Genomic DNA, 14,053 nt, shown 5'->3' with positions numbered 1-14,053 from the left:
GCAATAAGAAAGAAGGAGATGGAGAAAAGAAACCGGCGCGCTGCGGCGCGAACGAACCGGTGCGACAGGGACCAGCGAACAGTCACCAGCATGGTGCATTGCACAAAACCTTGCAAGCCTCGGCAAATGCGCCACACCTTGTCACAAAAGAGTCACAATCGCTCCCCTTGCGGGTTACCCAAGGGGTTTCCCGGTTGTTGCAAGCGCTGGGGTCATGCGACAACGACATATCAATGTCACATCGGCTGCATAGCATCCAGCCTTTGTGCTTTTCGTCATCCTCGGAGGAAATATTCATGCAAACGAAGCATCTGGCGGTCTGCGCTGCCATTGCCCTGTCGGTCTGCGCACCTGCGCAAGCCCAGGCGCAGCAAGTTGAGATTCAGTGGTGGCATTCGATGAGCGCAGCGCTGGGCGACTGGGTCAATGACCTGGCCAAGCAGTACAACGCCAGCCAGACCAAGTACAAGGTCGTGCCCACTTACAAGGGCACGTATGACGAATCCATGACAGGCGCCATCGCCGCCTTCCGTGCGGGCAACGCCCCCCACATCCTGCAGGTGTTTGAAGTGGGCACCGCCACCATGATGGCCAGCAAGGGCGCCATCGTTCCCGTCGCCAAGGTATTGAACGACGGCGGCTTCAAGTTCGACCCCACCCAGTACGTGTCGGCTGTGGCTGGCTACTACACCGCGCCCAATGGCCAGATGCTGAGCTACCCGCTCAACAGCTCCACCACGGTGTTCTATTACAACAAGGATGCCTTCAAGAAGGCCGGCCTGGACGCCGACAAGCCGCCCAAGACCTGGCCCGAAGTGTTTGCCGCCGCGTCCAAGCTCAAGGCCAGCGGCCACAGCTGCCCGTTCACCACCAGCTGGATCAGCTGGACGCAGCTGGAAAGCTTCTCGCTGTGGCACAACACGCTGTTCGCATCCAAGAACAACGGCTTTGACGGCAACGACGCCCAGCTGCAGGTCAACTCGCCATTGCACGTGCGCCACTTCGAGAACCTGGCCAAGGCCTCCAAGGACGGCAGCTTCGTCTACAAGGGCCGTGGCAACGTGCCGGACGCATCCTTCCCATCGGGCGAGTGCGCCATGATGACGGGCTCCTCAGGCCTGTACGCCCGCGTGGCCAAGGAAGCCAAGTTTGCCTACGGCATCTCGGCCCTGCCCTACTACCCTGATGTAAAGGGTGCTCCCCAGAACACCGCCATCGGTGGTGCCAGCCTGTGGGTGATGTCTGGCAAGAAGGCCGAGGAATACAAGGGCGTGGCCGATTTCCTGAACTTCCTGAACGACACCAAGGTGCAGGCTGCGAGCCACCAGCGCACCGGCTACCTGCCTGTGACCATGGGCGCCTACCAGCTGACCGAGGCTTCGGGCTTCTACACCAAGAACCCCGGCACCGACGTGGCCGTGACGCAGATGATCAAGAAGGCCACGGACAAGTCGCGCGGCATCCGCCTGGGCAACTTCGTGCAGATCCGCGCCATCATCGACGAGGAAACCGAGCAGATCTGGTCGGGCAAGAAGTCGCCCAAGGAAGCACTGGACACCGCCGTGACCCGTGGCAACGAGCAACTGGGCCGCTTCGCCCGCGCCAACAAGTAAACACTGCCGAACATCTGCCGATACCGCCCAGCAGCACTGCCGGGTGGCATCGAAAGCCCGCCGCCCCGTCAACCCTATTGGTTCACGGGGCGGCGGGGTTTTCTTTTTAAGAGTTTCGACATGGAAAAACGCGTTTTATTCCGCTCTGCATGGCTGCCATGGGTGCTTCTGGCACCCCAACTGGCCATCATCAGCGTCTTCTTTTTCTGGCCAGCCGGCCAAGCCCTGGTGCAGTCGTTCCAGATGCAGGACTCCTTCGGGTTTTCGAAGGAATGGGTCGGTTTCGACAATTTCCGGGACCTGTTCCAGGACCCGGGTTACCTGGCATCGTTCAAGACCACGGCCTTCTTCTCGATCCTGGTGGCGGTGAGCGGCATCACGCTGTCGCTGTTCCTCGCGATCTTTGCCGACCGCATCATCAAGGGCGCCATGATCTACAAGACCGCGCTGCTGCTGCCCTACGCCGTGGCGCCTGCGGTGGCGGGCGTGCTGTGGATGTTCATGTTCTCGCCCTCGCTGGGCGTGGTGGCCTACATGCTGCGCCAGTCGGGTTTCGATTGGAACCACATGCTCAACTCCGACCACGCGATGGCGCTGATCGTGATTGCGGCGGTGTGGAAGCAGATCTCCTACAACTTCCTGTTCTTCCTGGCGGGCTTGCAGTCCATCCCCAAGTCGCTCATCGAGGCGGCCGCGATTGACGGTGCAGGCCCATGGCGCCGCTTCTGGAGCATCCAGTTCCCGCTGCTGTCGCCCACCACGTTCTTCCTGCTGGTGATCAATGTGGTGTATGCGTTCTTCGACACCTTCGCCATCGTGGACGCCACCACGCAGGGCGGCCCGGGCCGCGACACCTCCATCCTGGTCTACAAGGTGTACCACGATGGCTTCAAGGCCATGGACATGGGCGGATCGGCCGCACAGTCGGTGGTGCTGATGGCCATCGTCGTTGTGCTGACGGTCATCCAATTCCGCTACGTCGAGAAGAAAGTGCAGTACTGAATATGAAGCACCCCCTGAGTCGCTTCGCGCCTTCCCCCTCCAGGGGGACGCCGCCCTCACTGCGGGGCGGCCCTTGCTCGGCGGCCCTCGCCTGCGTCGTGTCTTTTGCGGGCGCAGTGGGCCAAGCTTCGATCCTGAAAGATTCCAATGGTTGAACGTAGTCCCTACCTCACCGCGTTCTCGCACCTCATCATGGTGCTGGGCGTGATCATCGTCGGCTTCCCGCTGTACCTGGCCTTCGTGGCCTCCACCCACACGGCGCAGGACATCGTGCAGGTGCCCATGCCCATGGTGCCCGGCGGCAACTTCTGGCAGACCTACCACGACGCCTTGTTCGGCGGCGGAACCGGCGCGGGCTCTACCGCACCCGTGGCGCACATGATGTGGGTGAGTTTTGTCACCGCCATGGTCATCACGCTGGGCAAGATCGCCATCTCGCTGTTGTCGGCGTTTGCCATCGTGTACTTCCGCTTCCCTTTCAAGGGCATCTGCTTCTGGCTGATCTTCATCACGCTGATGCTGCCCGTGGAAGTGCGTATCGGGCCCACCTACCAGGTGGTGTCGGACCTGGGCATGCTCAACACCTATGCGGGCCTCACGGTGCCGCTGATCGCCTCGGCCACGGCCACGTTCCTGTTCCGGCAGTTCTTCCTCACGGTGCCCGATGAACTGGTCGAAGCCGCGCGTGTGGATGGCGCCGGTCCGATGCGCTTTTTCAAGGACATCCTGGTGCCGCTGTCGCGCACCTCGATTGCCGCGCTGTTCGTGATCCAGTTCATCTATGGCTGGAACCAGTATCTGTGGCCCCTGTTGGTGACCACGTCCGAAGACATGTACCCCGTGGTGATCGGCATCAAGCGCATGCTGGCCGGCGGCGACGCAGGCAACGAGTGGAACATCGTGATGGCCACGGCCCTGCTGGCCATGCTGCCACCTGCCTTTGTGGTGGTGGTCATGCAGCGCTGGTTCGTCAAGGGCCTGGTGGACACTGAAAAATAAAGATAAAACGGGCCCTACCGCTTCATACATCTGCGCTAGCAGCTACATATTTAATAGCAAAATGGCATCCATCTCTCTTCGCAACATCATCAAGCGCTACGGGCACGGCCCCAAGGCCAACCAGGTCATCCACGGCGTGAACGCCGAGGTCAAGGACGGTGAATTCATCGTGATCGTCGGCCCCTCGGGCTGCGGCAAATCCACCCTGCTGCGCATGGTCGCCGGCCTGGAAGAAATCTCCGGCGGCGAGCTGCGCATCGGCGACCGTGTGGTGAACAACCTGGAACCTGCCCAGCGCGACATCGCGATGGTGTTCCAGAACTACGCGCTGTACCCGCACATGACGAACTTCGACAACATGGCGTATGGCCTGAAGATCGCCAAGGTGCCCAAGGACGAGATCAAGGCGCGCGTGGACAAGGCCGCCAAGATCCTCGAACTGGGCCACCTGCTGGAGCGCAAGCCTCGCGAACTCTCGGGCGGCCAGCGCCAGCGCGTGGCCATGGGCCGCGCCATCGTGCGCCAGCCCCAGGTGTTTCTGTTCGACGAGCCGCTGTCCAACCTGGACGCCAAGCTGCGCGCCCAGACCCGCCTGGAGATCCAGAAGCTGCACCGCGAGCTGGGCATCACCAGCCTGTTCGTCACACACGACCAGGTCGAGGCCATGACATTGGCTGAACGCATGATCGTGATGAACGCCGGCAACATGGAACAGTTCGGCACGCCCGAAGAGGTCTACCACACGCCCGCCTCCACCTTCGTGGCCAGCTTCATCGGCTCGCCGCCCATGAACCTGCTCAAGAATGCGCCGAGCGCCGCCCCCGGCACCATCCTGGGCATCCGCCCCGAGCACCTGGATGTGCGCAGCGAAGGCTGGGCGGTCACGGTCGAGACGGTGGAGCTACTGGGCGCCGAGCGCCTGATCTATGGCCGCATCAATGGCGAGCAGATCATCGTGCGCGTTGAAGAAGGCACGCACTCCCCTGCGCCCGATTCCGTGATCCATGTTCAGCCCCGCGCAGATCGCCTGCACGCGTTCGATGCCACCACCGGCAAGCGCATCGCGGCCTGAGCCGATGCCACCCAAGCCAGCTGCCAGTGCCGGGGGCAAGGTTCAGGCCACAGTCCCGGTGCTGGCGTCGCTGGACCTTGCAGAAACCCTGCGGTTCTACACCAGGCACCTGGGCTTTGATCCGCTGCTGGAGATGGACAACTACCTGATCCTGCAGCGCGATGGCTGCGAGCTGCACTTCTGGCCCTGCACCGAGCGCCACATTGCAGAGAACACCTCGTGTTATGTGCGTGCCGACACAGAAGCGCTGCACGCGGATTTCACGGCACGGGGCCTGCAACTGACTCCTCCCACTGTCCAGCCCTGGGGCATGAAGGAGATGTTCGTCATCGACCCCCACGGCAACCTGCTGAAATTTGGTGAACCCGCATGAGCGCCCCATCTCCCATCCTCGCCCCCTGGCCCTACCCCCGCTGGATCGCCCACCGTGGCGCTGGCAAGCTCGCCCCTGAAAACACCCTGACCGCCTTCCGGCTGGGAGCACAGCATGGCTATCGCATGTTCGAGTGCGATGCCAAGCTGAGTGCCGACGGCGTACCGTTTCTGATGCACGACGCCACGCTGGACCGCACGACCAATGGCGCGCAGGCACTGGGCTCGGCAGCGAGCGCGGTCGGGGGCGATCACCCCTGGGCGGCCCTGTCACAGCTGGATGCTGGCGCCTGGCATTCACGCAGCTACGCAGGCGAGCCGCTACCCACGCTGGAGAACATTGCGCACTACTGCATTGCCAACGGGTTCTTGCTGAACATCGAGATCAAGCCAACCCCCGGCGTGGAGGAAAAGACTGGCCAGGTAGTGGGCGAGCATGCGGCGCGGCTGTGGCACGGCCAGGCGGTGTTGCCCCTGTTCTCGTCATTCCGACCCGAAGCGCTGGCTAGCGCCCGCACCACAGCACCCCACATCCCCCGCGCCCTGTTGCTGGACACGCTGTGGGACGGCTGGCACAACACGGCCCGCGAGCTGGGCTGCGTGGCCATCGTCTGCAACCACGCGCTGTGGGATGCGGCGCTGGTTGCGCGCGTCCACGGCGACGGCCTGCGCGCGCTGAGCTACACGGTGAACGACGACTGGGCCGCACAGCGGCTCATCGCCCTGGGCACGGACGGCATCATCACCGACCGCGTGGACTTCTTTTCGCCCGCCACGCCATAGGGCGCGCCTTCAAACCATCCACGCCCCAAGCCAGTGCCACCGTGGAACCGGCTTCGCCGGGCCAGGGGTGGCGTCCCCCTTCAGGGGGAAGGCGCGCAGCGCCTCAGGGGGTCAGTCCAGCTTCGCGCCCGACTTTTTCACCGCCTCGGCCCAGCGTGGCATCTCGGACGCCAGGAATTTCGCGAAGTCCTCAGAGCCCAGAAACGCCGGGTCGGCCCCCTGGCTCACCATGCGGTTGCGCACATCGGGCATCTGCAGCACCTGGCCGAAGGCCTCGCTGAGCTTGTTCACAGCCTCCTTGGGCGTGCCGGCCGGGGCCAGAAAGCCATAGAAACCCACCACCTCGAATCCCTTGATGCCGCTCTCGATCACCGTGGGCACATCGGGCAGTGCGGGGTTGCGCTCCTTGCTGGTCACCGCCAGGGCGCGCACCTTGCCCTGTTTGTGGTACGCGGCGGCCTGGGGAATGCTCTCGGCCATGAACTGCACCTGCCCGCCCATGAGGTCGGTGAACGCCGGGGCGCTGCCCCGGTAGGGGATGTGCACCATGAACAGACCCGTGGCGGTCTTGAACATCTCGGGCACCAGGTGGCTGATGCCACCATTGCCCGCCGAGCCAAAGTTGACCTGGCCCGGCTTGGCCCGGGCGTAGTCCATGAACTCCTTGAGGCTCTTGGCAGGCACGTTGGGGTTCACCAGCAGCGCCAGTGGCTGCATGGCGGTGCGCGCAATCGGCACAAAGTCCTTGAGGGTCGAATACGGCAACCGGCTGTAGAGCCCCGGGTTGATTACCATCACACCCGTGTTGGCCAGCATGATGGTGTGGCCGTCGGGCGGTGCTTTCATCACGTCCTGCGCGCCCACGGTGCCACCGGCACCGGCCTTGTAGTCCAGCACCACCGGCTGGCCGAGCACGGCCTGCAGCTTATCGGACAGCAGGCGTGCATGCTGGTCCAAAGGCCCGCCAGCCGGGAAGCCCACGACCACACGTATGGGTTTGGACGGAAAAGCCTGTGCGTGCACGGCAGCGGAAAGGGCCAAGCCCGCAGCCAGGGTGATCCAGGTACGCAGCAGCTTCATGGGGAATGTCTCCAGCAGTCGGTGTAGGGGGCTTCGTCAGCGGCGGGTCAAACCGCCAATACCCATGACATGGCACGCCATGGGGGCGGCACCAAGGCTATCAGACACAAGGGCGCCAGAGTCCCCAAAACCACCCCTCGCAAACCCTCAAAACACGTGACGGCTTGCTGAAAGCTTCAAGCCTTCCAGCCCCGCACCAGCACCCACTGGCAGGTAGCGCAGGCCACAACCAGGGCGGCATAGGTCAGCATCTTGCCGTCACGCCCCCACAGCACCAGCCCAGCTGCGAGCACCGCCACACCCACGGCAAACAGAATCACCCAGCGCAGCCACACCGACATCGCCGAGGCACTGCGGGAGCCCACCAGACGGCCCGAAAGCACCAACACCAGCGCCATGGCGGCGGCGGGTGCAACAAAGTTGAGAAGGTGGTTGGCGATGTCCAGTGGACCCATGGAATTGACCCAAATCAAGGCTTGAACAAGCAAGGCCGCCTGTTCGGGCCAACAATTTTATAATCGCAGCTTATGGCAGTCTGGGCCCTCGGCATCAACCACACCACCGCGCCGCTCGATCTGCGTGGCCGGTTCGCGTTCGCGCTCGACCAGATTGCCCCCACATTGCACGGTTTGCGCCAGTCGCTGGGCTCCACCAGCCGCCACCCCGGGGTGGAAACAGCCATCATCTCCACCTGCAACCGCACCGAAATTTACTGCGCGGGCGAGCAAGCAGCCATGGACCATACGCTGGGCTGGCTGGCCCAGAGCGGCGGCGTCAGCCCCGCGCTGCTGCGCTCGCACTCGTACACCTTGGAAGACAGCCTCGTCGCACGCCACGCCTTCCGCGTGGCCAGCGGGCTCGATTCGATGGTGCTGGGCGAGGCCCAGATCCTCGGCCAGATGAAAGACGCCGTGCGCGCCGCCGAAACCGCTGGCGCCCTGGGCACCACGCTCAACCAGCTGTTCCAGCGCAGCTTTGCCGTGGCCAAGGAAGTGCGCAGCAGCACAGAGATTGGTGCGCACAGCATCAGCATGGCCGCCGCCGCAGTGCGTCTGGCGGGCCAGCTATTTGAAGACATCTCCGAGACCAAGATTTTGTTCGTCGGGGCGGGCGAGATGATTGAGCTGTGTGCCACGCACTTCGCCGCCAAGAACCCCAAGGCCATCGCCATTGCCAACCGCACCCTGGAGCGCGGCGAAAAGCTAGCCACCCGCTTTGGCGGCGAGGTGATGCGCCTGGCCGACCTGCCCGAGCGCCTGCACGAGTTTGACGCCGTCATCAGCTGCACCGCGAGCAGCCTGCCCATCATCGGCCTGGGCGCCGTAGAACGCGCTTTGAAGAAGCGCCGCCACCGCCCCATGTTCATGGTCGATCTGGCCGTGCCGCGCGACATCGAGCCCGAGGTCAAGGCCTTGGGCGACGTGTACCTCTACACCGTGGACGACCTGGCCAGTGTGGTGCAGACCGCGCAGGCCAACCGCCAGGCCGCCGTGGCCCAGGCCGAGGCCATCATCGACGCGGGCGTGCAGAGCTTCATGCACTGGATGGAGCTGCGCAGCCCTGTCGGCCAAGCCGGTGGTGTGGTACCGCTGATTCAGCAGCTCAACGCCCAGACCGACGAGTGGCGTGCACTGGAAATCGCGCGCGCCAAGAAGCTGCTGGCCAAGGGCGAGGATGTGGACGCCGTGCTCGAAGCCCTCTCGCGCGGCCTCACGCAGAAGATGCTGCACGGCACCTTGGCCGAGCTGCGCGCGGGCGACGCCGAGATGCGCGCCCAGACGGCCCAGACCGTCTCGCGCCTGTTCCTGCGCTCGCAAAGCAAGACGCCCAGCAACAACGGCCTGTAGCGGCGCTCGCCCGCTCCGCAGCCGCCCCGGTTTTCATCAAAATCGGCCTCTAGCGCTTGATAGATAAGCGCCACCAGCTACCAAATATGTAGCAAACCATTTTTCCAGAATTCCATGAAACCCTTTCTCCGCAGCCAGCTGGAGCGCTACGCACAGCGCCTGGGCGAACTCGACTTCCTGCTCTCGCGCGAAGACATCATGAGCGACATGGCGCAGTACCGCCGCATCTCCGTCGAGCACGCCGAGGTCACGCAGGTCGCAGGCCGCTACGCCCGCTACCAGCAGCGCGAGGCCGACCTGGCGGGTGCGCGCGAGATGCTGGCCGACCCCGACATGGCCGAGATGGCACAGGAAGAAATCACCGCTGCCTCCGCCGAGCTGTTGCAGCTCGAAGACGAACTGCAGCGCCTGCTGCTGCCCAAGGACCCCGACGACGCCCGCAGCGCCTTCGTCGAAATCCGCGCGGGCACGGGCGGCGACGAATCCGCTCTGTTCGCAGGCGACTTGACCCGCATGTACACCCGCTACGCCGCCAACGTGGGGTGGAAGGTGGAGGTGGTGAGCGAGAACGCCGCCGAGCTGGGCGGCTACAAGGAAATCGTGCTGCGCATTGAAGGCCAGCCCGGTACGGGCCCCTCCGGTAGCGGTGTGTATGGCGCGCTCAAATTCGAATCCGGCGGCCACCGCGTGCAACGCGTGCCCGCCACCGAAACGCAAGGCCGCATCCACACCAGCGCCTGCACCGTGGCCGTGATGCCCGAGCCCGACGAACACGATGCCATCAAGCTCAACCCGGCCGATCTGCGCATCGACACCTTCCGCGCCAGCGGCGCTGGCGGCCAGCACATCAACAAGACCGATTCGGCCGTGCGCGTGGTGCACTTGCCCACCGGCATCGTGGCCGAATGCCAAGACGGCCGCAGCCAGCACAGCAACAAGGCCAAGGCGCTGCAAGTGCTGCAGGCGCGCATCCAGGAGAAGGAGCGCAGCGAGCGCGCCGCCAAGGAGGCCGCGCTGCGCAAGGGCCTGATCGGCAGCGGCGACCGCAGCGACCGCATCCGCACCTACAACTTCCCGCAAGGGCGCCTCACCGACCACCGCATCAACCTCACGCTGTACAAGCTGCTGCAGGTGATGGAAGGCGACCTGGGCGATGTGCTGCAGGCCCTGGCCCACGCCCGCGAGGCCGAACAGCTCGAAGAGCTGGAGATGGGTACCGCAAGCTGAACCATATTCAGAATTTGAACAATATTGGCCTCTAGCGCTTATCTGTCATGCGCTATCCGCTATTAAATCAATAGTGACCAACACATCCCCCACCCTCGCCCAGGCCCTGAACCAGGCCCACACCCTGGGACTGGCGCGCATCGACGCGCAACTGCTGCTGCTGCACACCCTGGCGCGCCACGACGCAGGCCGCGCCTGGCTGCTGGCGCACGACACGGATGCGATGGAAGAGGCAGCACATGCCCAGTTCATCGCCCTGTGCCAGCGCCGCTTGGCGGGCGAGCCAGTGGCCTACCTCACCGGACGCAAGGAGTTCTACGGCCTGCCGCTGCAGGTGGACGCCCGCGTGCTGGACCCACGCCCCGACACCGAAACCCTGGTGGACTGGGCCCTGGAAGTGATCGCCCCGCTGACATCGCCGCGCGTGGTGGACCTGGGCACCGGCAGCGGCGCCATTGCGTTGGCGCTGCAAAGCCAGCGCGCTGACGCCAGGGTACTGGGGGTGGACGCGAGTGCCGATGCATTGGCCGTGGCCCAGGCCAATGCACAGCGGCTGGGTTTGCCGGCGCGGTTTCAGCGTAGTGATTGGCTGCAAGGCGTGGATGGTTTTTTTGACGCGATCATCTCCAACCCCCCCTACATCCCCAGTGCCGACCCCCACCTGGCCGCGCTGACGCACGAACCCCTGCAGGCCCTGGCCAGCGGCGCAGACGGCCTCGAAGACATCCGCACCATCGTCGCCCAGGCGCCCGCGCACCTGCAGCCGGGCGGCTGGCTGCTGCTGGAGCATGGCTACGACCAGGCCGAAGCCGTGCAGGCCCTGCTCGCCACCCAGGGTTTTGCCTTGGTACAAAGCCGCAATGACCTCGCGGGCATTGCGCGTTGCTCGGGCGGGCAGTGGCCGCTGGCGCAGACAGTGAAATAATCCACCCCATTGCGGGCTTTCAAAACCCCACGCCCGCCAGCCCCTTTCAAGGAGTATTCCCATGAGCGACACCCAACAACGCATCGACACCCTCGTCAAATCCAGCGACATCCTGCTGTTCATGAAGGGCAACGCCAGCTTCCCCATGTGTGGCTTCTCGGGCCGCGCAATCCAGATCCTCAAGGCCTGCGGCGTGGACCCCAAGAGCGTGGTCACCGTCAACGTGCTCGAAGACGACGAAATCCGCCAGGGCATCAAGGAATACAGCAACTGGCCCACGATCCCGCAGCTGTATGTGAAGGGCGAGTTCATCGGTGGCTCGGACATCATGATGGAGATGTACGAGTCGGGCGAGCTCAAGCAGGTGCTGGGCACCGAAGGCTGATCGACGCGGCCACTACCCCGTGCAAACCAGGCCGCCTTCGGGCGGCCTTTTGGTTTGCCCGCAACAGTGGCACCAATCAGGGGCTTTTCCGGTACTGAAGCGGGCATGTTGTGTGCTTGAATGGTTGCGTGACGTAACCATCACAGGAGCATGCAATGACCAGCCATAGCCTTGTTCCCCAGCCACCCGCCCTGCGCTTGCCGGTGGCCCAGATGCGCAATGTGTTCCACCCCGGTGACGTCGAGCGCAAGCTCGCACGGTTGCAGGAGTCGGGCAACCAGCGCGAATACGAAACCCTGCGCACCGTGTACGAACGCATGCTGGAGCGTGGTCCGGAGCGCTTTCAGGTCAAGCCCTCGGGCATCCCCGACATGGCCAGCCTGTATGAGCAGTTGCCCAACTTCACCGAGGTGCTGGACGACGTCAAGCGCCACGTGGCACTGGCGCAGGACAGCAGCGATGGCCTGGAGGTCACGCCCATGCTGCTGCTGGGCCCGCCCGGCATCGGCAAGACCCACTTTGCGCGCCACCTGGCCGAGCTGCTGGGCACGGGCATGAACCTCTTGCCCATGAGCTCCATGACCGCAGGCTGGCTGCTGTCGGGATCGTCCGCACAATGGAAAGGCGCACGCCCGGGCAAGGTGTTCGAGGCGCTGGTGGAGGGCGAATACGCCAACCCCGTGATCGTGGTGGACGAGATCGACAAGGCCAGCAGCGATGCACAGTACGACCCGCTGGGCGCGCTGTACAGCTTGCTGGAGTACGACACCGCCCAGAGCTTTACCGATGAGTTTGCGGAGGTGGCCATCGACGCCAGCCAGGTGATCTGGATCACCACCGCCAACGACACGCGCGGCATCCCCGACCCCATCCTGAACCGCATGAACGTGTTCGAGGTGGAGGCGCCCACGCTGGAGCAGGCGCGCACCATTGCCCGCAACCTGTACCAGGGCATCCGCGCAGGGCACGACTGGGGCCGCCTGCTGGATCCGGAGCCGACGGACGACGTGCTGGACCACCTGGCACAGATGCCCCCCCGTGAGATGCGGCGTGCGCTGATGACGGGCTTTGGCAATGCGCGGCTGGACCGCCGGTCCACCGTGGAGATTGCTGATCTGCCCAAGGCGGCGTCAGGGCGCAGCCGCATCGGTTTCGTGCAATAACAAGGCCCCCGCCGCCAGTCCTGCGCTCGCCCGCAGGACTGGCCTTCGGGGCCCCAACCCCGAAGGCCCACCAGTCCCCCCGGTGTGTGCACACCTGGGGTAGGTGCCTGCGGAACGCCCAGATACACTCAGTCATCCGGTGTGCCGCAGCGCCACGCTCCGTCGCCATTCATGACCCTCTCCCAAAGCCTCTTTGTCATCGGGCTGCTGATTGCAGCCAGCGCCTTTTTCTCCATGGCCGAGATCTCGCTCGCCGCAGCGCGCCGCCTGCGCCTGCGGCAGATGGCCGACGAAGGGGATGCCAGGGCGGACCAGGTGCTGCGCATGCAGGAGCAGCCGGGCGACTACTTCACCGTGGTGCAGGTGGGGCAGAACGCCGTGGCCATCCTGGGCGGTATCGTGGGCGAAGGTGCGCTGAGCCCCCACTTCACCACGCTGTTCGGCCTGTGGCTGTCGGAATCAGCCGCGCAGAAGGCGGGCTTTCTCGCCTCGTTCCTGGTCATCACCTCCCTTTTCATCCTGTTTGCCGACCTGTTCCCCAAGCGCCTGGGCATGGCCGAGCCCGAGCGGCTGGTGGTGCGGCTGGCGCAGCCCATGGCCTGGTGCATGGCGCTGCTGCGCCCTGTGGTGTGGTTCTACAGCCGGGGGGCGGATGCGCTGTTCCGGGTGCTGGGCATGTCGTCGCTGCGGGACGACCGCATCACCTCGGACGACATCCTGGCGATGATGGAAGCGGGTGCGCGTGCCGGTGTTCTGGCCGCCCGCGAGCAGCAGGTCATCACGAATGTGTTCGAGCTGGACACGCGCATGGTGTCCAGCGCCATGTCCCCCCGCGACCGTGTGGCCTTCTTCTTGCGCGACGAGCCGGACTCCGTGATCCGCCTGCGCATTGCGGCCGAGCCTTTCTCCACCTACCCCGTGTGCGAGGGGGACATCGACCATGTGGTGGGCTATGTGGATGCCAAGGACCTGTTCCAGCGCGTGCTGAACAACCAGCCCATTTCGTTGGCCGATGACAGCCTGGTGCGCAAAGTGTTGATCGTGCCGGACCGGCTGACCCTATCGGAGGTGCTGGAGCAGTTCCGACAGGTGCACGAGGACTTTGCTGTCATCGTCAATGAATACAGCCTGGTGGTGGGCGTGGTCACCTTGAACGATGTGATGAGCACCGTGATGGGCGACCTGGTGGGCCCGGCGGATGAAGAGCAGATTGTGCGGCGCGATGAAAACTCGTGGCTCATCGACGGCGTCACACCGGTCGAGGACGTGCTGCGCGCACTGTCGCTGGACGAGCTGCCCCACGCGGGCGACTACGAAACCCTGGCCGGGTTCCTGATGGTGATGCTGCGGCGCGTTCCGCGCCGGACGGACAGCGTGAGCTGGGGTGGCTACAAGTTCGAGGTGCTGGACGTGGACAGCTACCGCATCGACCAGGTCATGGTGTCTCGCCTCGGTACCGCCCAGTCAGCAGGTTCCGGCAACACCATCCCGGCCTCCCCAGCAGACAGCGCTGCGCCGACTTCGACCTAGGCCTTTGGGCGAAAGGGCTCCATCGGCTTTTCGGGAGCTGACTCCTGTTGCCGCA

The 14,053-nt window shown here is 64.4% G+C and carries 14 protein-coding genes; 12 read left to right on the top strand and 2 right to left on the bottom strand.

The window, feature by feature from the left end:
- Positions 1-296: 296 nt before the first annotated feature.
- The 6 genes from ugpB to ugpQ all read left to right on the top strand — a co-directional run bounded on the left by ugpB (position 297) and on the right by ugpQ (position 5,841).
- The gene (ugpB, locus tag ACT89O_RS05650; protein ID WP_055399138.1) at positions 297-1,613 is read left to right on the top strand and encodes a sn-glycerol-3-phosphate ABC transporter substrate-binding protein UgpB; all 1,317 of its coding nucleotides are present in this window, start codon (positions 297-299) and stop codon (positions 1,611-1,613) included.
- A 120-nt stretch (positions 1,614-1,733) separates the two neighbouring features.
- The gene (gene ugpA, locus ACT89O_RS05645; protein ID WP_228898733.1) at positions 1,734-2,615 is read left to right on the top strand and encodes a sn-glycerol-3-phosphate ABC transporter permease UgpA; all 882 of its coding nucleotides are present in this window, start codon (positions 1,734-1,736) and stop codon (positions 2,613-2,615) included.
- Positions 2,616-2,762: 147 nt separating this feature from the next.
- Positions 2,763-3,614 carry a sn-glycerol-3-phosphate ABC transporter permease UgpE gene (gene ugpE / locus ACT89O_RS05640; protein ID WP_121422465.1) on the top strand — a complete coding sequence of 284 codons (852 nt, stop codon included), beginning with the start codon at positions 2,763-2,765 and terminating at the stop codon, positions 3,612-3,614.
- A 61-nt stretch (positions 3,615-3,675) separates the two neighbouring features.
- Positions 3,676-4,686 (top strand): sn-glycerol-3-phosphate import ATP-binding protein UgpC, encoded by a 1,011-nt coding sequence (locus ACT89O_RS05635; RefSeq protein WP_055399144.1) that lies wholly within the window; start codon positions 3,676-3,678, stop codon positions 4,684-4,686.
- Positions 4,687-4,690: 4 nt separating this feature from the next.
- Entirely contained in the window at positions 4,691-5,059 is a 369-nt protein-coding gene (locus ACT89O_RS05630) for a bleomycin resistance protein (RefSeq protein ID WP_487262058.1), read from the top strand.
- Positions 5,056-5,841 carry a glycerophosphodiester phosphodiesterase gene (ugpQ, locus tag ACT89O_RS05625; protein WP_487262057.1) on the top strand — a complete coding sequence of 262 codons (786 nt, stop codon included), beginning with the start codon at positions 5,056-5,058 and terminating at the stop codon, positions 5,839-5,841. The genes ACT89O_RS05630 and ugpQ overlap by 4 nt, the downstream gene beginning before the upstream one ends.
- Positions 5,842-5,952: 111 nt before the next feature.
- Here the strand turns inward: ugpQ and ACT89O_RS05620 are convergent, their stop codons facing one another.
- Positions 5,953-6,921 (bottom strand): Bug family tripartite tricarboxylate transporter substrate binding protein, encoded by a 969-nt coding sequence (locus ACT89O_RS05620; RefSeq protein ID WP_055399149.1) that lies wholly within the window; start codon positions 6,919-6,921, stop codon positions 5,953-5,955.
- A 176-nt stretch (positions 6,922-7,097) separates the two neighbouring features.
- Positions 7,098-7,376, bottom strand: a complete 279-nt coding sequence (locus ACT89O_RS05615; protein ID WP_121422462.1) for a hypothetical protein — start codon at positions 7,374-7,376, stop codon at positions 7,098-7,100.
- Positions 7,377-7,448: 72 nt separating this feature from the next.
- On the opposite strand from ACT89O_RS05615, the gene hemA reads away from it, so the two are divergent.
- The 6 genes from hemA (at position 7,449) to paeA (ending at position 13,998) form a co-directional block, all read left to right on the top strand.
- The gene (hemA, locus tag ACT89O_RS05610; protein WP_487262056.1) at positions 7,449-8,768 is read left to right on the top strand and encodes a glutamyl-tRNA reductase; all 1,320 of its coding nucleotides are present in this window, start codon (positions 7,449-7,451) and stop codon (positions 8,766-8,768) included.
- 114 nt (positions 8,769-8,882) lie between these two features.
- The gene (prfA, locus tag ACT89O_RS05605; protein WP_487262055.1) at positions 8,883-9,995 is read left to right on the top strand and encodes a peptide chain release factor 1; all 1,113 of its coding nucleotides are present in this window, start codon (positions 8,883-8,885) and stop codon (positions 9,993-9,995) included.
- A 73-nt stretch (positions 9,996-10,068) separates the two neighbouring features.
- Positions 10,069-10,920 (top strand): peptide chain release factor N(5)-glutamine methyltransferase, encoded by an 852-nt coding sequence (prmC, locus tag ACT89O_RS05600; protein ID WP_487262053.1) that lies wholly within the window; start codon positions 10,069-10,071, stop codon positions 10,918-10,920.
- Positions 10,921-10,981: 61 nt separating this feature from the next.
- Positions 10,982-11,305: a Grx4 family monothiol glutaredoxin gene (gene grxD, locus ACT89O_RS05595; protein ID WP_055399159.1), complete on the top strand. Its 324-nt coding sequence runs from the start codon at positions 10,982-10,984 to the stop codon at positions 11,303-11,305.
- 155 nt (positions 11,306-11,460) lie between these two features.
- Positions 11,461-12,468: an AAA family ATPase gene (locus ACT89O_RS05590; RefSeq protein ID WP_055399161.1), complete on the top strand. Its 1,008-nt coding sequence runs from the start codon at positions 11,461-11,463 to the stop codon at positions 12,466-12,468.
- A 171-nt stretch (positions 12,469-12,639) separates the two neighbouring features.
- Positions 12,640-13,998: a polyamine export protein PaeA gene (gene paeA, locus ACT89O_RS05585; protein ID WP_487262052.1), complete on the top strand. Its 1,359-nt coding sequence runs from the start codon at positions 12,640-12,642 to the stop codon at positions 13,996-13,998.
- Positions 13,999-14,053 lie beyond the last annotated feature (55 nt).

Source organism: Acidovorax sp. NN32, assembly GCF_057597245.1.
The sequence above is the reverse complement of the archived record's forward strand: the minus strand, read 5'-3'. Positions and strand labels throughout refer to the sequence as shown.

Bases quoted from the DNA above. Each gene is read 5' to 3' on its own strand.
- ACT89O_RS05620 (WP_055399149.1), bottom strand. From the start codon at position 6,921: ATGAAGCTGCTGCGTACCTGGATCACCCTGGCTGCGGGCTTGGCCCTT.
- ugpA (WP_228898733.1), top strand. From the start codon at position 1,734: ATGGAAAAACGCGTTTTATTCCGCTCTGCATGGCTGCCATGGGTGCTT.
- hemA (WP_487262056.1), top strand. From the start codon at position 7,449: ATGGCAGTCTGGGCCCTCGGCATCAACCACACCACCGCGCCGCTCGAT.
- paeA (WP_487262052.1), top strand. From the start codon at position 12,640: ATGACCCTCTCCCAAAGCCTCTTTGTCATCGGGCTGCTGATTGCAGCC.
- ACT89O_RS05630 (WP_487262058.1), top strand. From the start codon at position 4,691: ATGCCACCCAAGCCAGCTGCCAGTGCCGGGGGCAAGGTTCAGGCCACA.
- grxD (WP_055399159.1), top strand. From the start codon at position 10,982: ATGAGCGACACCCAACAACGCATCGACACCCTCGTCAAATCCAGCGAC.
- ACT89O_RS05615 (WP_121422462.1), bottom strand. From the start codon at position 7,376: ATGGGTCCACTGGACATCGCCAACCACCTTCTCAACTTTGTTGCACCC.
- ugpQ (WP_487262057.1), top strand. From the start codon at position 5,056: ATGAGCGCCCCATCTCCCATCCTCGCCCCCTGGCCCTACCCCCGCTGG.
- ACT89O_RS05590 (WP_055399161.1), top strand. From the start codon at position 11,461: ATGACCAGCCATAGCCTTGTTCCCCAGCCACCCGCCCTGCGCTTGCCG.
- ugpE (WP_121422465.1), top strand. From the start codon at position 2,763: ATGGTTGAACGTAGTCCCTACCTCACCGCGTTCTCGCACCTCATCATG.
- ugpB (WP_055399138.1), top strand. From the start codon at position 297: ATGCAAACGAAGCATCTGGCGGTCTGCGCTGCCATTGCCCTGTCGGTC.
- ACT89O_RS05635 (WP_055399144.1), top strand. From the start codon at position 3,676: ATGGCATCCATCTCTCTTCGCAACATCATCAAGCGCTACGGGCACGGC.
- prfA (WP_487262055.1), top strand. From the start codon at position 8,883: ATGAAACCCTTTCTCCGCAGCCAGCTGGAGCGCTACGCACAGCGCCTG.